General features: G+C 55.6%; 20 protein-coding genes. 14 read left to right on the forward strand and 6 right to left on the reverse strand.

The features are described from left to right. The first annotated feature begins 9 nt into the window (after positions 1-9). On the forward strand, positions 10-1,260 hold the full coding sequence (gene hydF / locus KIH86_RS00730) for a [FeFe] hydrogenase H-cluster maturation GTPase HydF (RefSeq protein WP_223082750.1): 1,251 nt from the start codon (positions 10-12) through the stop codon (positions 1,258-1,260). A gap of 108 nt (positions 1,261-1,368) precedes the next feature. On the opposite strand, the gene hydG is transcribed toward hydF, so the two are convergent. The 3 genes from hydG to fdhD are packed head-to-tail and all read right to left on the reverse strand — an operon-like array spanning position 1,369 to position 4,760. Next, entirely contained in the window at positions 1,369-2,784 is a 1,416-nt protein-coding gene (gene hydG, locus KIH86_RS00735) for a [FeFe] hydrogenase H-cluster radical SAM maturase HydG (protein WP_223082752.1), read from the reverse strand. A 34-nt stretch (positions 2,785-2,818) separates the two neighbouring features. Continuing rightward, positions 2,819-3,889, reverse strand: coding sequence for a [FeFe] hydrogenase H-cluster radical SAM maturase HydE (gene hydE, locus KIH86_RS00740; RefSeq protein WP_223082929.1), 1,071 nt, complete (start codon positions 3,887-3,889; stop codon positions 2,819-2,821). A gap of 58 nt (positions 3,890-3,947) precedes the next feature. Continuing rightward, positions 3,948-4,760 carry a formate dehydrogenase accessory sulfurtransferase FdhD gene (fdhD, locus tag KIH86_RS00745; RefSeq protein ID WP_223082755.1) on the reverse strand — a complete coding sequence of 271 codons (813 nt, stop codon included), beginning with the start codon at positions 4,758-4,760 and terminating at the stop codon, positions 3,948-3,950. A 188-nt stretch (positions 4,761-4,948) separates the two neighbouring features. On the opposite strand from fdhD, the gene smc reads away from it, so the two are divergent. The 9 genes from smc (at position 4,949) to KIH86_RS00790 (ending at position 16,637) form a co-directional block, all read left to right on the forward strand. Continuing rightward, entirely contained in the window at positions 4,949-8,518 is a 3,570-nt protein-coding gene (gene smc, locus KIH86_RS00750) for a chromosome segregation protein SMC (RefSeq protein ID WP_223082758.1), read from the forward strand. A 66-nt stretch (positions 8,519-8,584) separates the two neighbouring features. Beyond that, positions 8,585-9,142 carry a GNAT family N-acetyltransferase gene (locus tag KIH86_RS00755; RefSeq protein WP_223082761.1) on the forward strand — a complete coding sequence of 186 codons (558 nt, stop codon included), beginning with the start codon at positions 8,585-8,587 and terminating at the stop codon, positions 9,140-9,142. Between the two features lie 90 nt (positions 9,143-9,232). After that, positions 9,233-10,240 carry a signal recognition particle-docking protein FtsY gene (gene ftsY, locus KIH86_RS00760; RefSeq protein WP_223082764.1) on the forward strand — a complete coding sequence of 336 codons (1,008 nt, stop codon included), beginning with the start codon at positions 9,233-9,235 and terminating at the stop codon, positions 10,238-10,240. Positions 10,241-10,807: 567 nt separating this feature from the next. Then, entirely contained in the window at positions 10,808-12,271 is a 1,464-nt protein-coding gene (locus KIH86_RS00765) for a circularly permuted type 2 ATP-grasp protein (protein ID WP_223082767.1), read from the forward strand. A 61-nt stretch (positions 12,272-12,332) separates the two neighbouring features. After that, complete coding sequence (locus tag KIH86_RS00770; protein ID WP_223082768.1) at positions 12,333-13,286, forward strand: alpha-E domain-containing protein; 954 nt, start codon at positions 12,333-12,335, stop codon at positions 13,284-13,286. Then, positions 13,283-14,146, forward strand: coding sequence for a transglutaminase family protein (locus tag KIH86_RS00775; RefSeq protein ID WP_223082770.1), 864 nt, complete (start codon positions 13,283-13,285; stop codon positions 14,144-14,146). Before KIH86_RS00770 ends, KIH86_RS00775 begins: the two co-directional genes overlap by 4 nt. Before the next feature lie 150 nt (positions 14,147-14,296). Beyond that, positions 14,297-15,106: an SDR family oxidoreductase gene (locus tag KIH86_RS00780; protein WP_223082772.1), complete on the forward strand. Its 810-nt coding sequence runs from the start codon at positions 14,297-14,299 to the stop codon at positions 15,104-15,106. A 349-nt stretch (positions 15,107-15,455) separates the two neighbouring features. Beyond that, a complete protein-coding gene (locus tag KIH86_RS00785) occupies positions 15,456-15,929 on the forward strand; it encodes a DinB family protein (protein ID WP_223082775.1) in 474 nt (157 codons plus the stop codon). 330 nt (positions 15,930-16,259) lie between these two features. Next, a complete protein-coding gene (locus KIH86_RS00790; protein WP_223082777.1) occupies positions 16,260-16,637 on the forward strand; it encodes a DnaJ family domain-containing protein in 378 nt (125 codons plus the stop codon). Between the two features lie 119 nt (positions 16,638-16,756). Here KIH86_RS00790 and gluQRS read toward each other — a convergent pair whose 3' ends face one another. Beyond that, positions 16,757-17,764: a tRNA glutamyl-Q(34) synthetase GluQRS gene (gluQRS, locus tag KIH86_RS00795; RefSeq protein ID WP_223082779.1), complete on the reverse strand. Its 1,008-nt coding sequence runs from the start codon at positions 17,762-17,764 to the stop codon at positions 16,757-16,759. A gap of 243 nt (positions 17,765-18,007) precedes the next feature. On the opposite strand from gluQRS, the gene hrpB reads away from it, so the two are divergent. Further along, the gene (gene hrpB, locus KIH86_RS00800; protein WP_223082782.1) at positions 18,008-20,536 is read left to right on the forward strand and encodes an ATP-dependent helicase HrpB; all 2,529 of its coding nucleotides are present in this window, start codon (positions 18,008-18,010) and stop codon (positions 20,534-20,536) included. Between the two features lie 150 nt (positions 20,537-20,686). Then, positions 20,687-21,322, forward strand: a complete 636-nt coding sequence (locus KIH86_RS00805; protein ID WP_223082785.1) for a general stress protein — start codon at positions 20,687-20,689, stop codon at positions 21,320-21,322. 225 nt (positions 21,323-21,547) lie between these two features. Here KIH86_RS00805 and KIH86_RS00810 read toward each other — a convergent pair whose 3' ends face one another. Together KIH86_RS00810 and KIH86_RS00815 are read right to left on the reverse strand one after the other, a co-directional pair. Then, complete coding sequence (locus KIH86_RS00810; RefSeq protein WP_223082789.1) at positions 21,548-22,543, reverse strand: ketoacyl-ACP synthase III; 996 nt, start codon at positions 22,541-22,543, stop codon at positions 21,548-21,550. An 11-nt stretch (positions 22,544-22,554) separates the two neighbouring features. Further along, positions 22,555-22,896: a hypothetical protein gene (locus KIH86_RS00815; protein ID WP_223082791.1), complete on the reverse strand. Its 342-nt coding sequence runs from the start codon at positions 22,894-22,896 to the stop codon at positions 22,555-22,557. Between the two features lie 195 nt (positions 22,897-23,091). On the opposite strand from KIH86_RS00815, the gene KIH86_RS00820 reads away from it, so the two are divergent. Together KIH86_RS00820 and KIH86_RS00825 are read left to right on the forward strand one after the other, a co-directional pair. Continuing rightward, positions 23,092-23,451: a helix-turn-helix transcriptional regulator gene (locus tag KIH86_RS00820; RefSeq protein ID WP_223082793.1), complete on the forward strand. Its 360-nt coding sequence runs from the start codon at positions 23,092-23,094 to the stop codon at positions 23,449-23,451. A 119-nt stretch (positions 23,452-23,570) separates the two neighbouring features. Then, positions 23,571-23,957: a DivIVA domain-containing protein gene (locus KIH86_RS00825; protein ID WP_223082796.1), complete on the forward strand. Its 387-nt coding sequence runs from the start codon at positions 23,571-23,573 to the stop codon at positions 23,955-23,957. The last annotated feature ends 35 nt before the right edge of the window (positions 23,958-23,992 follow it).

The raw sequence follows: 23,992 nt of genomic DNA on the forward strand, positions 1-23,992 counted from the left end.
CGAAGTCCGATGAATATGAATAACACTCCTCGTGGAGAGCGTCCGCATATTGCCGTGTTCGGCCGATGCAATGCCGGCAAATCCAGCGTCATCAATGCGCTTGCCGGTCAACCTATTTCAATTGTCTCACCGGTAAGCGGAACAACGACCGATCCGGTCTTTCAGCCAATGGAGCTGCTCCCAGTGGGACCTGTCGTATTGATCGATACGGCGGGGATGGATGATACGGGTGAGCTGGGGCGGCAGCGTGTTCAACGATCTATGGGGATTTTGGATCGAACCGATCTGGCGCTGCTCGTTGTCGATGCCGCTGCCGAGGCCGGGGAAATCGAACAAGAGCTGATGAAGACGATGGCTGACAAGGGGATTCCGGCAATTGTTCTGCTCAACAAGGCTGATCTGTTGAAAGGAGGAGGCATTGAAGAGGCAGGCGGTCTGGCAGCGGCCAGCATTGCGGCCCGGCTTGGCGTGTCCCCGATACCGGTCAGCGCTTCAACAGGTGCAGGGATCGGAGAGTTGAAGAAGCGGATCATATCGGTCTTATCCGCTGAGGAAGACCGATACCGGATTGTGGGGGACCTGCTTCAACCCGGAGATACGGCGGTCCTTGTCGTTCCCATAGACAAAGCAGCGCCCAAAGGGCGGCTTATCCTCCCTCAGCAGCAGACGATACGCGATATTCTGGAATGCGACGCAAGCGCTGTTGTTACAAAAGAACAAGAGCTGCGTCACACCTTGGATTCCCTCGGGAAGAAGCCCAGCCTTGTTATCACGGACTCCCAGGCATTTCTGAAGGCTGAAGCGGATACGCCTAGAGATGTGCCGTTGACGTCATTCTCGATTTTATTTGCCCGCTATAAGGGCGATCTCCCCAGTCTGGTCGGCGGTGTTAAGGCAATCGCCCGGCTGCGGGACGGCGACAGGGTACTAATCGCTGAGGCTTGCAGTCATCACCGGCAGTCCGACGATATCGGCACCGTCAAAATTCCCCGCTGGCTGAGGGAGAACACAGGCAGACAGCTAAGAATCGAACATGTGTCGGGCCATGATTTCCCTGCGGATCTCGAGCAGTATGCGCTCATTATTCACTGCGGCGCATGCATGCTGAACCGCAGAGTGATGCAGGGGCGGATTGCGGAAGCGCAGTCGGCGGGCGTGCCGATCGTGAATTATGGCGTGTTCATCGCTTATGTGCAGGGAGTGTTTCCAAGGGCGATTGAAATGTTCCCGTCCGCGATGATGGCGTGGGAGCAGAGATAGACCGTGACATCCATACGTTGGCTAAAATAGATACACAAACAGGGACGTTCCCGGTGCTGTACGTACACAGCGGGGAGCGTCCCTTTTGTCTGAATTCCGCAAATAAATCTAGAACCGAAGATCTCGTTCGCCTGCCTCGATCCGCCGCAGCTGCTTGATTGTAGCTTGTCTGGCGGATTCCAGCGGAATACGCTCCAGATTGTCGCGAATCAGCTGCTCTCCGATGGAACGGGTCTCCTCGTCCGCATAGTCAAGCAAAAACTCCTTCAAGGTCATCAGCGAATTCGGCTGGCATACATTATGAATCTGCCCGGATTTGGCCAGCGCCATGAAGCGGTCCCCGGTCCGGCCTTCCCGGTAGCATGCGGTGCAGTAGCTGGGAACATAACCGTCGCGGCATAGGGTTTGGATGATCTCCATTGGAGAGCGGTGGTCACCGACCTCGAATTGGGGCTTGTCTTTTCCGTTCTTGTTGACACTGTAGGCGCCGACGCCTGTTGCTGAACCCGCACTGATCTGAGAGATTCCAAGCTTGATAATGTGATCGCGGAACACCGTATCCTCCCGGGTGGAGAGGATCATCCCCGTATAGGGAACGGCAATCCGCAGAACGGCGACGATCTTGGCGAAATCCTGATCGCTCACAAGATAGGGATAGCTGTCCAGGCTGACATTCTCGGCTTCGCGAAGACGGGGGACTGAGATCGTGTGAGGACCGCAGCCGAATGCCTCTTCCAGATGTGAAGCGTGCAGCAGCATGGCGATCGTCTCATATTTATAATCATACAGACCGTACAGGACGCCGATGCCGACATCATCGATACCGCCCTCCATAGCGCGGTCCATAGCGGTTGTATGCCAATCGTAATTGGTCTTGGGTCCCTGGGGATGATAATTGCGATAGGTGGGCCGGTGGTAGGTTTCCTGGAATAAAATATAGGTTCCGATTCCGGCCTCGGCAAGCCGCCGGTAATCGTCGGCGGTGGTGGCTGCGATATTCACGTTAACCCTCCGGATGCTTCCGTTGCCTGAGGTTGTCTCGTAGATCGTCCGGATACACTCCAGAATGTAATCGATGGAGCAGTTCACCGGGTCCTCACCCGCTTCAATTACGAGGCGTTTGTGGCCCATAGCCTGCAGTGCCGTTGTCTCCTGAGCGATTTCCTCCATGGTAAGCCGGGTGCGGATGAAGTCTGAGTTGGAATGCTTGTAGCCGCAGTAGACACAGTTGTTGACGCAATGATTACTGACATACAATGGGGCGAACAACACAATGCGGTTCCCGTAAATCCGCTCTTTGATTTCCCTGGAGATCCGGAATACTTGCTCGAGCGTATCCGGGTCCTCAATATTCAATAGCACTGCCGCCTCGGAAGCGGTCAGTCCTTTGGCTTCCCTGCCCTTGTTCAGAATCGAGTCGATAAGCCCCTGATCCCTGATCCCGGCCTCTCCGTATCTCATGGCTTCCTGAATGATATCGTCTTGAATAAAATCAGCCCGGTCGATCTTCTTGACTTGATTCACAAGTAATCACTTCTTTCATGGATTTGGAGTTTCATCATTGTCCTGCTCCGTCTGCTGAAACAAGAGGGATCGCTGAATGATTTAACCGTTTCAGACTGTCACCGCGTCCCATATCCATCACAAACCCCGCTTCACGGATTCGCAGTTCCAGACAGAATCTGCACTGAGCCGATTCGTCACCGATGCAGATTTTGCCGTCATAGAGCGTATATTTGGGCCGGACCGCAACGGGAGATAAATTCGGCATCACGACATTGGCGCCGGCTTGAAGCGCAAGCTCACGTCCGTATGGGTGGGCGGTGCCCATGGCAGTTGTGGCCGGGATGAGTGCGGCAGGAACAAACAGTCTGGCCAGCGCAATCATATCCAGCGTTGTCTCGAAGGACCCGGCTGGCTCCTGCCTTAAGGGAGTACCCGCATGCGGAATAAAAGGACCGATGCCGATCATATCCGGGTCCAGCTCTTTGAGGTACAGCAAGTCCTCGGCCAAGTCCTCCAGACTCTGTCCGGGCAGACCTACCATGAATCCGGCCCCGATCTGGTAGCCGATCTCCTTGAGCGCAAGCAGGCGGTCGCGCCGGTTGTCGAAGCTCATCGTCGGATGCAGACTTTTGTACAAGCAGGCAGATGCCGTCTCATGTCGGAGCAAGTAGCGGTCCGCTCCCGCCTGGAACAGCCTCGAATAGCACTCGTTATCCCGCTCTCCGATGGACAGCGTGACAGCGGCGTCCGGACAAATTCGCTTGATATCCGTAATCAGGGACTCCAGTATATCGGTGGTATACCAGTCGTCTTCGCCGCTCTGCAGAACAAAGGTCCGGTAGCCGAGCCTATATCCTTCCTTGCAGCACTCCAGAATTTCGGACGGAAGAAGCCGGTAGCGTTCGGCGGTACGGTTGGATGAGCGAATTCCGCAGTACATACAGTTCTGCTTGCATATATTGGAGAACTCGATCAATCCCCGGACATAGACGCCGACACCGTACAGTTCTCGCCTCTTGCGATCGGCCACGGCACGCAGGCGTGATCGAAGCTCCTGATCCTGCTCCAGCCTGCCCAGGAGAGCGACTATTTCCTCACGATTCAAATAGCCCTGTTCATCAATGCGATTGATCAGCTGATCCGTTTGATCCTCACTCCTTGCAGGATTGATAGGCTGTCTATTACAACCGGGCCGGCACACAGCCAGTTATGCGCTCCGCTCCCGTATACACATTGCAAGAATCCCGGCGGATGAATCCGACCGTCGTTACGTTAAGCTGCCTGGCGAGTTCAATGGCAAGCGCGGTAGGCGCCGATTTGGATAAAATAATTTCGCAGCCGATTTTGGCCGCCTTCAGCAAAATTTCCGAGGAGATGCGGCCGGTGAACACGATGATTTTGTCGCTTAGAACCATCTGCCGCCTCAGGCAGTGGCCGTATATTTTATCCAGGGCATTGTGACGCCCGATGTCGCTTCTGGTCAGCACAATATCCCTGGAATCGCATAGCGCTGCGGAATGCACTCCGCCTGTCCGGTGGAACAGCTCTGAGCCGGTCTGCATTTTGTCCATGAGCCGGAAGATGTCCTCAAACGATAGGGACGCATGAATCCCGTCCATGATTTTGGCTGTGCGGGCGTCATTGACATAGACGTAGCCAAGGCGTCCGCCGCCGCAGCAGGAGGTGCTGTAACGCTTCGCATACAGCGTGCGCTGAAGGTCATTCCAGCGGTCCGTGGAGACATGGATATAGCCCTCGTCCTCCTGAACCCATAATTCGGAGATATCGCGAACTTCCCTTATGATCCCTTCAGAGGCCAGAAAGCCAACGGCAAGATCCTCCAGATATTCGGGGGTACATACCAGCGTTACGAATTCCTCGCCGTTAATAACCAGTGTGACCGGACGCTCCGTAACGATCGAATCCTGTTCATGAGTGATCTTGCCCTGCCTGTAACGAATAACCGGTTCCTGACATTCAGACTGCGCCTTCATTTCGTCACCTCTGTCCAGAAGATGAGAATAAATGGAAATCTTAACCACTTAACTACATCACGAATTCCAATCCCTGTCAATTTTATATTTCATAGTCGGGCAGAAATGCTTGTGTATTGTGCATGCCGCCTACTAGTGCTAGGTCATGAACCGCTATGGTATAATGGTTGGGAGGTGAATAGTCGAGTATGTTTTTAAAGCGGATTGAGTTAGCGGGCTTCAAATCGTTTGCCGACAAAACGGAGATGGAGTTCGTTCGCGGCATCACGGCTGTCGTCGGTCCGAACGGGAGCGGCAAGAGCAATATTTCCGACGGCATACGCTGGGTGCTCGGCGAGCAAAGCGCCAAGTCGCTGCGCGGGGGCAAGATGGAAGACATCATTTTTGCAGGAAGCGATGCCCGCAAGGCGGTCAACTATGGCGAGGTGTCTCTGACGCTGGACAACGAGGATCACGCTCTGCCGCTGGACTTCAGCGAAGTGACGGTAACGCGGCGGGTTCACCGCAGCGGAGACAGCGAGTATATGATCAACAAACAGTCCTGCAGGCTGAAGGATATCACCGAATTGTTCATGGATACCGGCATCGGCCGCGAGGCTTATTCCATTATCGGGCAGGGGCGGATCGAGGAGATTCTCAGCACGAGGTCCGAGGACCGGCGCGGTATTTTCGAGGAAGCTTCAGGCATTGTCAAATACAAATCCCGCAAGAAAGAAGCGGGGCGCAAGCTGGATGAGACGGAGCAGAATCTGCTTCGCATCCATGATCTGATCAGCGAACTGGAAGACCAGATCGGCCCGCTCAAGGAGCAGTCCGAGAAGGCGATCCGCTTCAAGGAATTGAAGGAAGAGCTGAAGAACCTGGAAATCTCGGTCTATGTTCACCAGATCGAAGGCATACATACAGCCTGGCAGGAAGGCAGCGCGAAGCTCGAGGTTCTGAAGGACGAGCAGCTGCAGCTCTCCACGGTTGTCACGGCGATCGACGCGAAGCTGGAGAGCGGAAGGGCCGCTCTGCGGCAGCTTGAAGAGAAGATTGAGAAGCTGCAGGAGCAGCTTCTGCGCTACAGTGAAGCCTATGAGAAATGCGAGGGCTACGGCGAGCTGCTGAAGGAACGGCGGCGTCATCTGGAGAACAACCGGGAGCAGCTTCTGCAGTCCATTGGCTCTGTCGGCGAGCGGTCGGAGGACCGTCAGCGAGAGCTGGCCGCGCTGGAACAAAGTCTGGAGCAGACGCGCAGCAGGCTCGCCCTGCTGCGTCAAGAGATCCAGGATGAAGAGGCGAAGCTGACAGGGGTCACCGACGGGATAAGCCAGAGCAAGGAAGAGAGCCTGAAGAGCGAGCTTCTGGAGCTTATGAACAAGATGGCCCAGGCGCGGAATGAAATCCGGTATGCGGACCAGCAGAAAGAGACGCTGGAACGCCGGATGAGCCGGAGCCAGGAGGAGAGCGGGAAGTGGAACGCCCGCTATGAGGAGCTGCTGCGCGAGCAGAGCAAGCTGAAGAGCGGGATCGAAGCGCTCGGCAAGGAGCTTGGCAAGCTGCGCGGCGAGTATATAACCGAGAGCGAGCGCTCGGTTGCCCGCCAGAAGCTGCTGGATGAGGCGCATTCCGGTCTGCGCAAATGGGAGCAGAAGCGGGAAGCCCAGGTGTCCCGGCATGAGACGATGAAGGAAATGCAGGACGACTTCGACGGCTTCATGCTGGGTGTTAAGGAAGTGCTGAAGGGTGCCCGCAAGGGCCAGCTGAGCGGCGTTCACGGCGCTGTTGCCGAGCTGATCTCCGTGCCGGAGAAGCTTGAGACGGCGGTGGAGACAGCGCTTGGCGCTTCGCTTCAGCATATTGTCATGGATAACGAAGCCGTGTCGCGGCAAGCGATATCCTTCCTGAAGCAGCGGCAGCTGGGCCGGGCGACCTTCCTGCCGCTCGATGTAATCCGGCCGCGCCAAATTGGCTCGAGCGACCGGGGCATGATCGAGGGAGCCGATGGCTTTGTGGGCATAGGCTCCGAGCTGGTTGGCTATGACGACCGGTATGCAAGCATCGTCGGCAGCCTGCTGGGCAACGTCGTCATTGCGGAGAATCTGGAGCAGGCGAATCGAATTGCCGCCAGGTGTCAATACCGTTACCGTGTTGTAACGCTGGACGGTGACGTCGTCAATGCCGGTGGCTCCATGACCGGGGGCAGTCAGCACAAGAAGAATACAAGCCTGCTTGGACGAAAGCGCCAATTGGATCAGCTTCAGGAGGAGATCGGAGAGACCGAGCGCCAGATTGCGAAGCTGAAAGCAAGCATTGCCCAACTGGCGAAGGAGCAGGAGGATTCGAATACGAAGCTGGAGAAGCTGCGTCACGGCGGCGATGAGAAGCGTCTGGAGGAGCAGCGGATCGCGGGCGATCTAAGGCAGCTGGAACAGGAGCTCCGTCATGTGAAGGAGCAGGTCGAAAGCGCCGGAGCGGAGCATAGCGGCTTCGAGAGCGAAGTCAAGCAGCTGGAGCAGGCCCGTGAACAGGCGGTAGCCGAGCTGGCGCGCCTGGAAGCGGAAGAGCGCTCTGCACACGAAGCGATCCGGAGCGCGGAATCCGAGCGGAAGGCCAGTGAGAACGCCAAGGAAGAGCTCCAAGGTAAGCTGACGTCGATGAAGGTGGCCGAAGGCAAGATGGATCAGGAGATTTTCTCGCTGGAGGAGAGCCTCCGGCGGATGAAGGCCGATGCGGGCACGCAGGACAAGGAGATGCGTCAGAACCGGAGCCTGTTGAATACCATTGAGCAGGATCTGGCGACAAATGAGACCGAGTCGGTGAAGCAGCGCGAGGATTTGAACAACTACCGGCTCAAGAAGGAAGAAACGGCCGAGAACCTGGACTATGCGCGAGCGGAGCGCACTTCCCTGACCCGCAAGCTGGAAATGGAGGAAGGCGAGACGAAGGAGCAGCGCCAGGCGCTCAAAGCGGTGGACGACCTTCTCCGGTCAACCGAAGTGTCGGTCGGCCGGCTGGACGTGGAGCTGGACAACATCCTCCGGAAGCTGAGCGACGATTATGAGCTGAGCTACGAGCTTGCCAAGCAGCGTTACCCGGTTCCGGAGGATGTACCGGCGGCGCAGGCTGAGGTTCAAAGACTCCGCCGGGCCATTTCGGCGCTGGGTGAGGTCAATCTGGGCGCTGTCGATGAGTATCAGCGAATACATGAGCGGTACACCTTCCTCAGCGAGCAGAAAGACGATTTGGTGGAAGCCAAGACGACGCTCTATCAGGTGATCGGCGAGATGGAGGAGGAAATGTCGAAACGCTTCAAGGTGACGTTCGACGCCATCCGCCGGGAATTCGGCACGGTCTTCACGAAGCTGTTCGGCGGAGGAAGAGCCGATCTGCTCCTGCTGGAGCCGGAACATCTCCTGACGACCGGCATCGATATTGTGGCCCAGCCTCCAGGCAAGAAGCTGCAGAACCTGCAGCTGCTCTCCGGGGGAGAGCGGGCGCTGACCGCTATGGCGCTGCTGTTCGCCATTTTGCAGGTCAAGCCGGTTCCGTTCTGTGTGCTGGACGAAGTTGAGGCAGCGCTCGACGAGGCGAACGTCGTCCGTTTTGCCGAGTACCTCCGCGAGTTCTCCGAGCAGACCCAGTTCATCGTGGTCACGCACCGGAAGGGCACGATGGAGGAAGCGGATGTGCTCTATGGGGTAACGATGGAGGAAGGCGGCGTCTCCAAGATGGTCTCCGTGAAGCTGGAGGACGAAGCGGCTGAGATTGCCTAGATGGGCCGGGAATCAGGACGAGAGTCCTGAGCTTCCCGGCTTTTGGAAGTGGAGGAGTTATGCAGCATGGGCAAGGTTATCATTCGCAGACCCGTTAACGAAGATACAGATCACCTGCACAGCTTTTTTGAGACGGTAATAAGAGACGCCTTCCGCAAGGAAGGGCTCGGTGAATGGACTGCAGATATCGAAGAGGAAATTGCGGCGAAACACAAGGCGCTCCAGGCTGATCTGGATACCGGAGGCGAAGCCGGAACCTTTTTTATCGCAATGGACGGCGAGCGGATACGGGGCACCATAGAGATTGGCCCGGTAAGCGGGCTTGTTCTGTCCTGTACACAAGGGAAGCTGCAGGGAATGACCGAAGTGAAGTCCGTACTGGTGCATCCGGAGGTTCAGGGCAGGGGCCTTGGCAGTCTGATGTGGAGCGTTGCAGGTATCGCGATGGCAGGCCGCGGCATCACTGATTTTTGCTTGGACAGCGGGTATCGCGAGGCACAGCGGGTATGGACCCATAAATTCGGACCCCCTGATTATGTCATGAAGGACTACTGGGGATCGGGGAACAGTCATATGATCTGGACAAGGCCAGTCAGCCGGATCAAGATTCGGTTTACGCTATAAGATAACGGACGGGATCTGCTGATCTAAACGTGGACCTCCCGATACCGGTACATTCATTCACATCGCCATATCAAGCACAGGAGGGAATATATGAGTTTTTTTCGCAAGCTGAGAGAGAGCATTGCCGGCAAGACCGAAAGCGTCACGAAGCAGTTCCGGGAAGGTCTGGAGAAGACCCGCAAGGGCTTTGTGGAGAAGGTCTCGGACCTGATTATCCGCCGCAAAAAAATCGACGAGGAATTCTACGAGGAGCTTGAAGAAATTCTGATCGGAGCGGACGTCGGCGTGAACACGGTCATGACACTGGTCGAGGATCTGCGCGCAGAGGTGAAGAAGCAGCGGATCGAGGATGCGGCCGAGCTTCAGCCGATTCTCTCCCGCAAGCTGATGGAGCTTCTCCGTGGCGACGACAACAACGCCTTGAAGGAGAATCCGGACGGAATCACGGTTATTCTGTTCGTCGGCGTGAACGGCGTCGGCAAGACGACGACAATCGGCAAGCTGGCTCACCGCTACAAATCCGAGGGTAAAAAAGTGCTGCTGGCGGCGGGGGACACCTTCCGGGCAGGAGCCATCGAGCAGCTGGAGGTATGGGGCCAGCGCGCCGGTGTGGATGTAATCAAGCAGAACGCGGGCTCCGATCCGGCCGCGGTTATGTTCGATGCCGTCCAGGCGGCGAAGCAGCGCAATGTTGACATCCTGATCTGCGACACGGCGGGACGGCTGCAGAACAAGAGCAATCTGATGGAGGAGCTGAACAAAATCTTCCGCGTCATCCAGCGGGAAATTCCCGGCGCTCCGCATGAGGTGCTGATGGTACTGGACGCAACGACCGGACAGAACGCGCTTGCCCAGGCGAAGCTGTTCGGCGAGAAGAGCGGGGTGACAGGACTCGTCCTCACCAAGCTCGACGGAACGGCGAAGGGCGGCATCGTTGTAGCTATCCGCCAGGAGCTGAACATTCCGGTCAAGCTCGTCGGCCTTGGCGAGAAGATGGAGGATCTGCAGCCGTTCGATTCGGAGCAGTTCGTGCATGCCCTTTTTGCGGGGCTCGTCATCGGGGACGACGAGGAGAGCGAGAAGAACGAAGAGGCCTAAGCTTGTAAGCGCCTAAGATCGTAATGCTTGAGATCGTAAACGCCTGAGATTGAAAAAGCCTGAGATCGAGGAGCCCGTAATCTGGGAAAGTCCGAGATCGAAGGTTCGGGACCGCCTGTCAGGGGCAAGCTGTCCGAAGAATGAGTGTGCCATCTTGATGCCATCCTGCTGACCGCGATTGACCGGGTCAACATGGAGGCTCGGAAGAGATATTTGGAAGCCTGCCGAACGAACGGCAGGCTTCTTTTTGCGTCAATAAAGCTTCGAACATTAAAACCATTTCAACTATCACCATATGAAAAATTCACAACAGAAAAAATCACTAAGCTCCCCCTACTTTTTTCGCGAGAACTTACATATTCTGTTCAATGAAAACACTCAGGGTAAAGGGAAACGCATACATTTCATCATGTTGACATGATTCTTCAATTATCCTGTTATATATATTGACATGAAAAGGGGGATGTTCGTAAAATGAAAGAAGATTATATTCGATTTACGAGATTTACCTTAATAAAAGGGTTGGTCTGTTAACAAACATTACTCTCGTTGAAAGGAGTCGGGCTTATGTCCAAACTTGATCCACTGCCCGGTCTGTCTCCGTATCCCCTGCACCAGTTTTTCGATGAAATGTTCGAAGGCGAACGCATCGTCCGTCCCCACTACAGCCATGTGAACAGGATGTTCGCCGGAATGAGCCCGGAGGAGCTTCAGGCCAAACAGGCGCTGATGCAGCGTCGGATGATGGAGGAGGGCATCACGTTCACGCTCTACAATCCTTCTCAGATTCAGCCGATGGAGCGAACGATCCCCTTCGACATGATTCCACGGATCATACCGAAAGAGGAATGGGAGAAGCTTGAAGCGGGCATTATCCAGCGCGTGACGGCGCTGAATCTGTTCGTTCACGACATTTACCATGAGCAGTACATCGTGAAGGACGGCATCGTTCCTCGCAAAATGATTATCGTGAACCGCTATTTCCGTCCCGAGATGGCCGGGCTTCGAGTTCCGGGCGGTGCCTACATCACGACTTCCGGCATCGATCTGATCCGCCACAACGACGGCCAATACTATGTGCTGGAGGACAATCTGCGCACCCCGTCGGGCTTTTCCTACCTATTTAAAGGACGCTCCCTGATGAATCAGCTGTTCCCCGAGCTGACCTTCCAGAATGCCATCCGGGATGTGGATCATAGCATCAACCGTTTTCTGTCTGTGCTTCGCAGTCTTTCTCCTTCTCATACTCAAGATCCTGTAATCGCCCTGCTTACACCCGGTGAATATAACTCGGCTTATTACGAGCATGCTTTTCTGGCTCAGCAGATGGGCATTCACCTTGTGGAAGGAAGAGATTTGGTTGTCCAGGATCACAAGTTGTACCTTCGCCAAATGAACGGACTTAAGCGTGTGGACGTGCTGTACCGGCGTCTGGACGACGATTATATCGACCCGCTTGCCTTTGAGCCCAACTCGCTGCTCGGCGTTGCAGGACTCATGAATGCTTACCGCGCAGGGAATGTCGCGATTGCGAATGCTCCCGGCACCGGTGTTGCGGATGACAAAGCCATGTATGCATACGTTCCGGACATGATCCGTTACTACCTCAAGGAAGAGCCTATTCTGAACAATGTGCCCACCTATTTGCTCTCAAGGCCGGATGATCGTCAGTACGTGCTGGAAAATCTGGCTGAAATGGTCGTCAAGGAAACTTCCCTCTCCGGCGGATACGGAATGCTGATCGGCAGTGAAGCCACCCGTAAGGAAATGGATGATTTCCGGCTCAAAATTCTTGCCGAGCCCGACCGCTATATCGCCCAGCCGATCATGTCACTGTCCAGAGCGCCGATTCTGTCGGAGGGAATCATGAGTCCGCGGCATATCGACCTTCGGGCGTTCGTCCTTACGGGATCAGACCGGAGGCCGCATGTCGTCCCGGGAGGACTGACGCGGGTTGCGATGAGAGAAGGCTCACTGGTCGTCAATTCATCCCAGGGAGGCGGAGTCAAAGATACCTGGGTGATGTCCTGAAATATTGCTCTTCATGCTGCAACACCTGAACATCAATATGAGGACGAGGGAGTGACGGTAGATGTTAAATCGCTGCGCGGAGGCTTTATTCTGGATCGGACGCTACATGGAACGGGCCGAGAACCATGCCAGACTAATCGATGTGCATTACCATATTCAACAGGAGGACGATTTCCGGGAGGAAGGAAATAAGTGGTCCAGGCTAATTGACGCGATCGGTGTCCGGGAGGAGTATCTCCGGCTGTACGACAGCTTTAACGAGCAGGATGTTCTCTACTTCATCACCCTGGAGCTGGGAAATACGAATTCGCTGTTCTCCTGCGTACATCAGGCGCGCAACAACCTGCGCACGCTGCGGCAGCAGCTCCCGAGTGAGCTGTGGGATATCGTGAACAGCTTCAATCTGTGGTTGGGCGACTGCACGATCGCCGATATTATGAAGAGCCCGCATCAGTTCTACCAGCAGATCAAGGAACGGGCCTCCATGTTCCTGGGCGCCGAGGAGTCGGTCATGCTGCGGGGCAATGAATGGCGATTCATTGAGAGCGGCCGCTTTTTGGAGAGAGCGGAGAATACGGTGCGCATTCTTCAATCCGTCACCATGTCCTGCAGAGACAAGGAGCAGGCTTCCATCTATACTCAGCTGCAGGCTGTATTGAAATCGGTAAGCGGCTATCAGGCCTTCCGGAAATATTATGCCGACGCGGTATCGCCGGAGTGCATTCTGGAGTTCCTGATCGTCAGCGCCGCCTTCCCCAGATCGGTGCGTTTCTCGGCCCAGCAGCTCGAGGAGCATCTGTCCCGGATTGAGATGGACTTCGCAGACAACGGCGAGGGTTATGAACGGGTGGTTCGCCAAGCCGGCAAAATCCGCTCCGAGCTGGATTACATGGAGAAGGAAGACATGGAAGGCGATGGGGTCGATGATGTACTGAATGAACTCAAGAACGCCTGCCTGAAGCTGGGAAGAACGATGAGCTCCGCCTTTTTTCAGCAGGAAGGAATCCGGATATGAAAATACAAATCGATCATACGACAACATATACGTACCCCGAGCCTGTGACGGACAGTGTCAATGAAATCCGGCTGACGCCGCGGACCAACTACAGACAAGCCTGCTTTCATCATGAGGTGGAGATTTATCCGCCCGCCAACCTGATGACTTATGAGGATTTCTTCGGGAATCGGGTGCATGCCTATTCGGTTAATAAGCCGCATACGGAGATGGTTATTCATACCCGGGCCACCGTTGTTACGGTAGATAAGGAGCAGGGTGCCGACCGGGACAGACTGGACCTTGAGAGTCAGATCAGGATGCTTCATGACGAAGCTTTTCAGAACCGGTATGTCGAGTTTATTCTGCCGACCCGCTACACGGAAGTGACGCCGGAGCTGATGGAGTTCGCCGCCCAGCATCCGTTCGATGAGGCCGATGATCTGTATGATTGGGCAAGAAAGCTGTCAGCCACCATTTACGAGCAGTTTACCTACGATCCCGAAGCGACAAGCGTCAACACCACCGTCAAAAAAGCGCTGAAGCTCAAACGCGGAGTCTGCCAGGATTATGCCCATTTGATGATCGCCGTATGCCGGAGCGTTGGGCTTCCGTCTCGTTATGTCAGCGGCTATCATTTTGTGGGGGATCTTCAGGGAGGAAATGCGGACTTCGAGCAGGCATCCCATGCCTGGGTAGAGACGCATATTCCGGGCACGGGCTGGCTCGGCTTCGATCCCACCAATAATGTGGAGGTCAATTGGCGGTATGTGAAGCTGGGACACGGGCGGGATTATAAAGATATCGTGCCGGTGAAAGGCGTCTACCGGGGAACGCCTGGCAATCTGGAAGTTAAGGTTGACGTGCGGAGACTGGACTAAACGCTTTTGGAGTCAACGAACAGGGCAGCTGAATCGCGATTTGCGGTCCGGCTGTCTTTTTTTGACCGGAATGATTATAACCTGCGCCGGTTTGGGTAATCTTGAGACAGAGCAATCAAAACCTACAAGAACGGAAGGTGAGCCTGTTCAATGACCCCAACCAACGGAAACAGACAGCGATTTGCCGGGAAGACTGCGATAATTACCGGTGCGGGCTCGGGAATAGGCAGAGCAACCGCTATTCAAATGGCGCGCGAAGGAGCTAACGTCGCCTTATTTGACCTCATCAACGACCGGACCTCGCTGGTGGAGCGCAAGCTGAACAAACTGAGGGAGGGCTGCGCGCTGGCGGTCGATGTGGATACCTCCGATCCGGCGCGGATGGAAGAGGCGGTGCAGAAGACGGTTGGACATTTTGGCGGCCTCGATATCGTGTTCGCAAACGCTGGCATCAACGGCTCGATCGGTCCGATTGAAGAGCTGAGCGTCGAGGACTGGCAGCGCACCCTGAACATCAATCTGAACGGGACGTTCCTCTCCCTGAAATATACGATCCCTCATTTGAAAAAGAAGGGGAAGGGCAGCATTATTATCACCAGCTCCATCAACGGCAACCGGAGATTTACCAGCTTCGGATGGTCGGCTTACAGCACGACCAAGGCCGGTCAGGTGGCGCTGGCGAAGATGGCGGCGCTGGAGCTCGCCAAATTCAAAATCCGTGTGAATGTCATCTCGCCGGGCGCCATATCCACGAACATCGACCAGAGCACCGAAGCCAGCGATGATTTGGGCTCTATCGTGATTCCGATCCAGTTCCCGGAAGGGCAGCAGCCCCTTGCTGACGGTCCGGGCAAGCCGGAGGATGTCGGCAATCTCGTCTGCTTCCTGGCCTCCGACGAGTCGGCGCACATCACCGGAGCGCAGATTGTGATTGACGGCGCAGAGTCCCTGTTGACTTAATTCGAAAGACAACAGTCTGCTTGATCATCGTCCTGAGCTTTTCCGTCCAGCGATGATCAGTCAGAAGTCAGGCCGGAGCAACGAAACTCTCGCATAAACGCAGTTCTCGCTTAGGCGAGGCTGCGTTTTCTATTTGGAACTGGATGATTTAACTGCTGTAAGCCGCTTGAAGAAGAATACCGCATCGAATAAGAAAAAATGTTGGTCAAATCATGCCTTTTTACTGTGACCGACACGAATACTATGCTTCGGCTTTCTGCTTATTTTTGTTAAACTAACTGACAGGATAGCGCAAAAAATTACCGAATAGCTTGAATAAAAATACTGGGGCGAAATGGAGGTGTTGTGTGTGAATTACGAATTTAATCGAGAATGGTTACTGAGAAAATTTGAGGAAATTCGAAAAAGAATGTTTAATGCCGTCAACCAACTAAATGATGAACAACTCAATTGGAGACCCAACGAGTCAAGCCACAGTATTTCAACACTTGTTAGGCACATAGAAGGTAATATTAAAGAAAGAGTCTTAAAGGGTATATTACATCAAGAAATTCAGAGAAATCGTGTGGAAGAACTAACGCATACTTTCGTAAGGAAGTCCGAATTAGTAGCGATAATTGAAGAACGATTTCAATTAATCATGGATACAATTAGAAACATTTCCGATGAGACACTGGAACAAACGCAAATGGTAAGGAACCAAGAGAGAACCAACCTCGACATGTTGTATCAATGTACTGCGCATTTTTCTGAACACATGGGTCAGGTTTTTTATATTGCAAAGCTGCGTTTGGAAGGGGATTATAAATCTACCTCCTTGTAAACGCAGGTGTACGACGGGGACGACAGCTCAATAAACCGCATGTTACCAAGGCGGTAATCCCCAACAAGCTTGCCGCCGTGATTGTTGTGGGCATGCTCTTTGCCTCGCATCGGGCAACGAACTGACCGCGTAATGGACGGAAGGATGCGGCAGGGTCTTGGCATGTGGTAGAATAAATCTGGCAAGGGCGAACATCTGGCGGTTTCTGAACAGGCGGATGCTTGCCGGGAATTACAAGGATTTGATAGGCACGCACATTTCTTTTAGAATCTCTTTAAGGCGATTTCACGGGCAGCTGCCCGGATTTAGATATACAAGGAGGCGGTGACATTGTCGATTATGTCCTGGCTGGCCGATCAGCGAATCGAGGAAGCTATGCGCAAAGGCGAATTCAACGATTTGCCGGGTCACGGCAAGCCGCTGGAGCTGGAGGATTTGTCGGGGGTTCCCGAGGAACTGAGAATGTCTTTTAAAATAATGAAAAATGCCGGTTTGCTGCCGGAAGAGCTGCAGCTAAGAGCGGAATGCGCTTCTCTGGAAAATCTGCTGGCCGCCTGCCACAGCAAGGATGAGCAGGGCAAGCTCGGCCGGAGGCTGACCGAGAAGAAGCTTCGTCTGGAGGAGCTGCTCCGTCAGCGAGGCGTTGACAGCAGTCCGGCTTTCGCCCAGTACGGGGAAGGCATCCGCAGGAGATTCGACCGGGAATGACCGGATTAAATAGGAGCGGGTACACGGAGCAGCAATTGAACCGGTTCCGGGAGGAATAGCGGGCAGCATACAGGCATGAGCCTGTATGCTTTTTTGTGGTTGAAGGTGAAATGACGTATTTAAGCGCCACCGAGCGAGGAATGAAGCCTGCCCAGCATGTCCGGTGTGACAACAATATCGGAGGACTTCAGTTTGGTCAGCCCGAACAGGGGTATCAAGTCCCATGCCGCCACCTGCGCCGGTTCGGGGATCAGGCCTATAACCCAGGCCAGCCAGCCGGTGACTCCGGCGGGAGTGACACCCGCTGTTCGCAGCTCGGCCAGCGTTATGCCGCCGTGCCGCTTGGCCAGGCGCCGGCCGTCCGGTCCCATGAGCAGCGGCACATGGGCGAATCTGGGCGCCTGCCAGCCCAGCGCCTCGTACAGCAGCAGCTGTCTCGGGGTGGAATCCAGCAGATCGGCGCCGCGAAGCACGTCGGTAATGCCCATCCGCGCATCGTCTACGACGACAGCTAACTGATAAGAGTAGATGCCGTCCGCTCGACGGATGATGAAATCGCCACCCGTTGCGGCGTTGAGGCATCGTAGGCCAGCGATGCCGTCCTCCAGGCATAGCGTCTTGTCTTCCACCCGAAAGCGGAGCGACGGACTCTTGGCTTGAGCCTGGCTGGCGGCCTCCTCCGGCGTCAGATTCCGGCAGGTGCCGGGATACACCGGCCCTTCCGAGGATAAACCGTGCGGCGCGGCGGCAGCGGCCAGAATGTCATGACGGCTGCAATAGCAGGGATACAGCCGACCGTCATCAAGAAGCCGGTTTAAGGCTTCTTCATATAAATCCAGCCGCTCGCTCTGGGTATAGGGAGCGAAGGGGCCTCCGACGTCCGGCCCCTCGTCCCAGTCCAGGCCGAGCCAGCGAAGATCGTCCAGAATGCTGACGGCAAAGGCGGGACGGCAGCGCGAGACATCGATATCCTCCATCCGAAGCACGAATTCGCCGTGCTGACTCCGAATCTGGAGCCAGGCGATGAGGGCGGCCAGCGCATTGCCAATATGAATGTGACCCGAAGGCGATGGAGCGAAGCGCCCGCGAACAGAAACTGTGGAATGAGATGAATCTAAGGATGGCAAGTGAATTTCCTCCCGGATTTCAGGGGCTGCCCTTGAATAATGAATAAGATTCCTTCATGATTATGGAACGGGAACGACCCGTTAGGGAGCGGCTGTCTGCTGACTAATCATGTGCAGTGCATCCGCATGCCCGATTCTTAATTGTAGTTCAAGTGACTGTGAATATCCAGCCGGATGACATGCCTTCAGTTGATGTCAATCAGCCGGGTGCCATTATTGATATATCTTAACGGAGAGAACGTAATGAACACACTGCCGATTATGCGGGTTATGCCCGAACTGAAAAACGCACTTGCTCACTCGCCATCAGCGGTGCTGATCGCGGAGCCGGGGGCCGGTAAGACAACGATGACCCCGCTTGAATTGTTAGACGAGCCCTGGATGAAGGGCAAGACGATGCTCATGCTGGAGCCACGGCGGCTGGCGGCGAGAGCCGCTGCTGTCTACATGGCTTCCCTGCTTGGCGAACGGGCCGGACAAACCGTTGGCTACCGGATGCGCATGGACAGCAAGACGGGACCGGGTACGCGCATCATTGTCGTTACTGAAGGCGTGTTGACCCGGATGCTCCAGGACGATCCTTCGCTAGAAGGGACGGGCCTGATCATCTTTGACGAGTTTCATGAGCGAAGCCTGAATGCCGATCTCGGCCTCGCGTTATCTCTGGAATCCCAGGGCGTCCTGCGGGACGATTTGAAGCTGCTCGTCATGTCCGCCACGCTGGACGGAGAGAGAGTGGCGGAGCTGCTCGGGGGCGCTCCCGTCGTACGCTGCCCTGGCCGGACTTTCCCGGTTGAGACGGAGTACGCGCCGCCGCCAAAATCCATGCCGTTGGAGAAGGCCGCCGCCAATGCGGTAAGACGCACGCTGGCAGGCCAGCCGGGCGATATCCTCGTCTTTCTTCCCGGAGAGCGGGAAATCCGCCGGACGGAAGCCGAGCTTCGGAGCGCCGGCCTTCCTTCCGATACCTTCATCGCCCCCCTCTTCGGCCAGCTGCCTCAGGCAGAGCAGGACCGGGCTGTAGCCAAGAGTGAACCGGGAACACGGAAGGTCGTCTTGTCCACCTCGATAGCGGAGACAAGCCTGACGATCGAAGGGGTGAGAACGGTTATTGACGCCGGACTTCGCCGGACTCAGGTGTTCTCCCCGCGCACCGGCATGACGCGATTGACAACACTGCCGATCTCCAAAGCGTCGGCCGAGCAGAGAAAAGGCCGGGCAGGCCGGACCGCGCCTGGCGTGTGCATCCGCCTGTGGAGCATGGAAGAGCATGTACGGCTCCCGGAATCGGACACGCCGGAAATGCTGGAGGCCGATTTATCCGGCCTCGCCCTGGAGCTGGCGCTCTGGGGCGTCCGCGACCCCGCGACCCTCGCGTGGCTCGACGCGCCGCCCGCCGCGCCATTTGCGCAGGCGGCGGGCCTGCTCCGCGCGCTCGGCGCCCTGGACGCCGCGGGCGCCGTCACGCCCCACGGCCGGCGGCTGGCCGGCCTGGGCGCACACCCGCGAGCCGCGCACATGCTGCTGCGCGCGGCGGAGCTTGGCGCAGCGCCGCTCGCCTGCCGGCTGGCGGCGCTCCTGCAGGAGCGTGACCCGCTGCGCGGTCACGGCTCGGGCAGCTGCGACCTCACGCTACGCGTGGAGGCGCTGCTGCGGTATGAAGCCGCCGGCGGGCATGGCGATGCCGGCGGCGATCCGGCCGCGCTCCGGGCGGTGGAGCGCGGGGCAAGGGCGCTGCTGGCCCAGCTGCGCAGCGCGGTGCCGGATGCAGGCCGGCTGAAGGAATCGGCGGCGGGAGCTTCCGCCGATCCGTATCTATGCGGCCTGCTGCTCTCCTTCGCCTACCCCGACCGGATCGGGCAGCGGCGGGGAGGCGGAGCGTTCTTGCTCTCCGGGGGGCGGGGAGCGGCGATGGGGGAGGGCCAGCAGCTGGCCCGGGAGCTCTACATTGTCGCTCCTGCCGTTGACGATGCGGGCACGCAGAGCCGGATTCTGCTGGCCGCTCCCGTGAGGGAGCGGGATTTGCTGGAGCATCACGAGACGGCAGAGAAAGCGGAGGTCTATTGGGATGAGGACAGCCGCAGCGTCAAGGCGCGCCGCCGCCTGATGCTGGGAGAGATCGTCCTTAAGGAGAGTGGTCATGAACGGCCGGACCCCGGCGAAGCGGCGGCTGCCCTGATGGAGGTCATCCGCAGGGAGGGGCTCGAACTTCTGCCCTGGGACAAAGGCATCGCTCAGCTGCGGGAACGGATGGCTTTCATGCACCGGCTTGATCCGGATTGGCCGGATGTTTCCGATCAAGGGCTGAAGGACAAGCTGGAGGCATGGCTGCTTCCTTATTTGGCGGACTGCCGAAGTCTCCGCGATCTGCAGCGTCTTCCGCTGCGTGATGCGCTGGAAGGGATGCTGGACTGGGAGAGCAGACGGCGCCTCGACAGAGAAGCGCCGACTCACCTCGCGGTTCCAAGCGGTTCACGGGTCGCGGTGGATTACACAAACCCGGCAGCGCCTGTGCTGGCGGTCAAGCTTCAGGAGATGTTCGGCCAGCAGGATACGCCGCGGATCGGCGGCGGACGGATTCCGGTCGTCCTTCACTTGTTATCTCCGGCACGGCGTCCGGTACAGGTTACTTCCGATCTGTCCAGCTTCTGGTCCGGCACTTACTTTGAAGTGAAGAAAGATTTGAAAGGACGATATCCGAAGCATTACTGGCCTGATGATCCGATGCAGGCGGTCCCTACAAGCAGGGTGCGTCCGCCTAGGAATGTCTGAACCGGCTTTGATGCAAATAAGCTGAGATCGTCGAATGACGATTCATGTCCGCTTGATTGCAGTAGAATCGGCCTTCCTGCTGCTGCCGCGTTTGGAATACCCGATGAAGGGTAATAACTAACGTAGCACAATCACGAAGGAGGGCTTCAAGTGACCAGGAAAATTATTGGCATTTTCGAAACGGAACGCGAGGCAACCAAAGCGATTCAGGAGCTGCAGGCAAGAGGCATTCCCAATGAAGAGATTTCAGTCGTGACGAAAGATCGCGATGAATTGAATACCATTACGGAAGAAACGGCTACAATGGCTCCGGAAGGAGTAGCAACAGGTGCCGCGACAGGCGGTGTGGTCGGTGGTCTGGCCGGACTGCTGGCAGGAATCGGCGCGTTGGCCATCCCGGGGATTGGACCGTTCATCGTGGCAGGACCGATAGCGGCGCTGTTGACCGGCGCAGCCTTAGGAGCAGGCGCGGGTGGGTTAGTCGGCGGTCTGGTAGGCCTCGGGATTCCGGAGGACGAAGCGAAGGAATATGAAGGCTATGTCAATGAAGGGAAAATCATGGTTCTCGTCGATGACGATGGCCGCGATTCCGACATTCATAATATCTTCAGAGGCAACCGCTCGCTGAACGCGAACCGGTATTCGTCCCAGGTGACGGATAATACGCGAAGCAGCGGACAAGATGCCACGATGGTTGGCAGCAGCGCGGGAAACCTCGGTCCGGTGAATGCCGATACCAATCCGGATCTTGATGACCGGAGCGGCACGAAGGACCGGTTCCACTAACGGTTTTGCCCATGTACGGATAAAGGTACTTCAACGCATAATCATAATCCTTAAGGCGATGGAAGGGACTTACAAGTAGTCCTGCTACCGAAGCCTTAAGGATTTTTTTATTAAGGGGGAGAATGCACCAGCAATTAACAGAACAAGAGACACCGGGGAACCGATGCCTCTTTCTATATCATTGATACATATCGTGTCATTCTTTGACCGGACGGTTGAATTCGCCTAGTAGCGCAGCAGCATGGTCGGAATTTGCCAGCCGGCGCCCACCGACCAGAAAATGAGGTAGTCGCCGCGCTTGATGTTTCCCTGCTCGACACCGCGCTGAAAGGCGATGAACGGGCTGCTGGTTGCGGTGTAGCCGAACTCGTCTCCAACGTAGATGAATTTCTCCCCGGATTGCCCGAGTCCATCACGAATCAGCTCGATATTCTTCAGCGAGAACTGGGACAGGCAGAAGGCGGAGATGTCATCAAGCTTCAGGCCGTTCCGGCTTACAAGATCCTTGATGTCATCGATCGCCGCATTCACACAGACGGTTCCGTCGAAAGGAAGCCAGCGAATATAAATGTCTTCCGGCCGAACGTCCGAGCGGTACACATTGGACAATCCACAGGCCGGGAAGGTGATGCTCTCATGGATATCCGAATCGGTGTAGTATAGGGAGTCGATCAGCCCCTGTCCCTGGCCGCCCCGCTCCAGAATTACCGCGGCGGCGGCATCGCCGAAGTTGGCATAGGTAATTTCATCTTCGGGATTACAATTGACCGTGCTGAAATCGCAGCCAACAATCAAGGCGTAGCGGACTTTCGGATTGCTGTGCATATACCGGCTGCTCTGCTCCACGGCGGTGACCATCCCGGCGCAGTTGGCGTTCGAGTCCATCGTAATGGCCCGATGCTTGCCACCAAGCCGGTTATGAAGCAACAGCGCGTTGGTGGGGTAGGTGTATTCCGGTGTCTGGGTAGCGAACACGAACATGTCGATATCCTCTCCGGATAGACCAGAATCCTTCAGCGCCTGTTCTGCGGCCTTTACGCCCATAGTCAAAGCATTCTCCTCGGCGCGATCGGCGACGTAGCGATTTTTACGTCCCATCGCAGCCAGAAAGTTGCGAATATCCTTGCCCTGGCGATCAAAATGCTCGAAATAGTAATCGTTATGGACAACCTGATCGGGATGATAGTACGCGGCTTGAAGAATGGAAATAGGCGTATCCATGGCGCGCCTCCTTAGACTTCCTGGATTTCGTAATTCTCAAGTTTCGTTGCGCGAGCAACCCGGGAGAGCTGCATCTTGAGAATCGGATTGCTTTTGATTGTGAAGATGACTTTCTTGAAGCCTGAGTTCTTGTATAGTACGTAGCATTGCTCCAGCATAGGCAGCACATCGGGAGATGACACATTCAGTCCCGTGCAGTCGAGCACGATCTCGTACTGCTTCGGATCGAACGTGGCTACTGTACTGTTATATTCGTTGATGAAGCGACCGGCATCCTCACTGGTGAACGTTCCTCCGACACTGACTTGCAGAGTCTGTGAGGCTTTGTCTGTCTTGAGATTGAAAGTACCCATACTCTGATTTCTCCTTTCCAAATCCAATTAATTACTTCCGTAAGAAGGCAGAGAAATATAACGGCAATTAGAATGCCACTTTATTATTTNAAAGAGAGAACTTAAACCAATTTCCTATTGTGAAATCTTAGAAACAATGATTATATTAGAAACAGGAACATTATTATTGAAAGATTTCGGAGGTGAGAGGCGAGGGTGGCATTTATGATTGCCCAGCGGGCCTTTATTAAGCTGTACTTGATCACTATGGTTGAGGAGCATAAAGGATATGGATACCAGATGCTCGAGGATCTGCGGAGAGAATTTAGAAGTCACGGCTATAACCCGCCTCAGAGCGAAATATACCGGGCATTGCATGAACTGGTTCAGCAGGGAATTTTATACCGGACCAAACAATTGAAGGGGAATGACCCTAAAGTGGATTTTCAGGAAATTGTCCTTTATCATTTTACATCCGACGGAGCCGAAAAGGCCAAACTGTACAAGAAGCAGGTCAAGACCGATCTTGACCGCTGTCTGAGCATTCTGAACAAGGCGGTGGCCGACAATTTCTAGTAGGACGAATCGCTGCTGACTGAGCGTCTTCGATCGCCGAGCGCCGATATTTTCAGCCCGGGCTCACCCTGATATAATGGGTAATGCCGAAGAAAGCAGTCAAAATGGAGGGTATAACCATGGATGAACATATGAAGCGCAGATTGGACAAACAGAGAAAGCTGTTCAGTCAGCTCGGAATCGGGCTCGATGCGCTGACCATTCACGAGAAGGAATTCAGCATGAAGCTTAGAGGCTATGACCCCGATGAGGTGGACACCTTTCTCGATAGTGTAATCAAGGATTATGAGCGTTTTTACGCTACGATCGCGGACCTGATGGATAAATGGCAGGAGCAGCAGATCACGCTTCGCGAGCTTAAGGCGGAGAGCAAGCCAGCTCCAGCTCCAGTCCCAGCCCCTATAATCCAGGGTGTCGATCCGAAGGAGATCGAGGACTCGATCACGAAATTGGAATCCGGCATTCGCCTGCTGAAGGAAAGTATCCAGCGCAGTGAAATGATCTAGCTCATTGAGGATTCGATCATCACGAGCGGACAAGC

Source organism: Paenibacillus sinensis (assembly GCF_019904155.1).
GTDB classification, from domain to species: domain Bacteria; phylum Bacillota; class Bacilli; order Paenibacillales; family Paenibacillaceae; genus Paenibacillus_AQ; species Paenibacillus_AQ sinensis.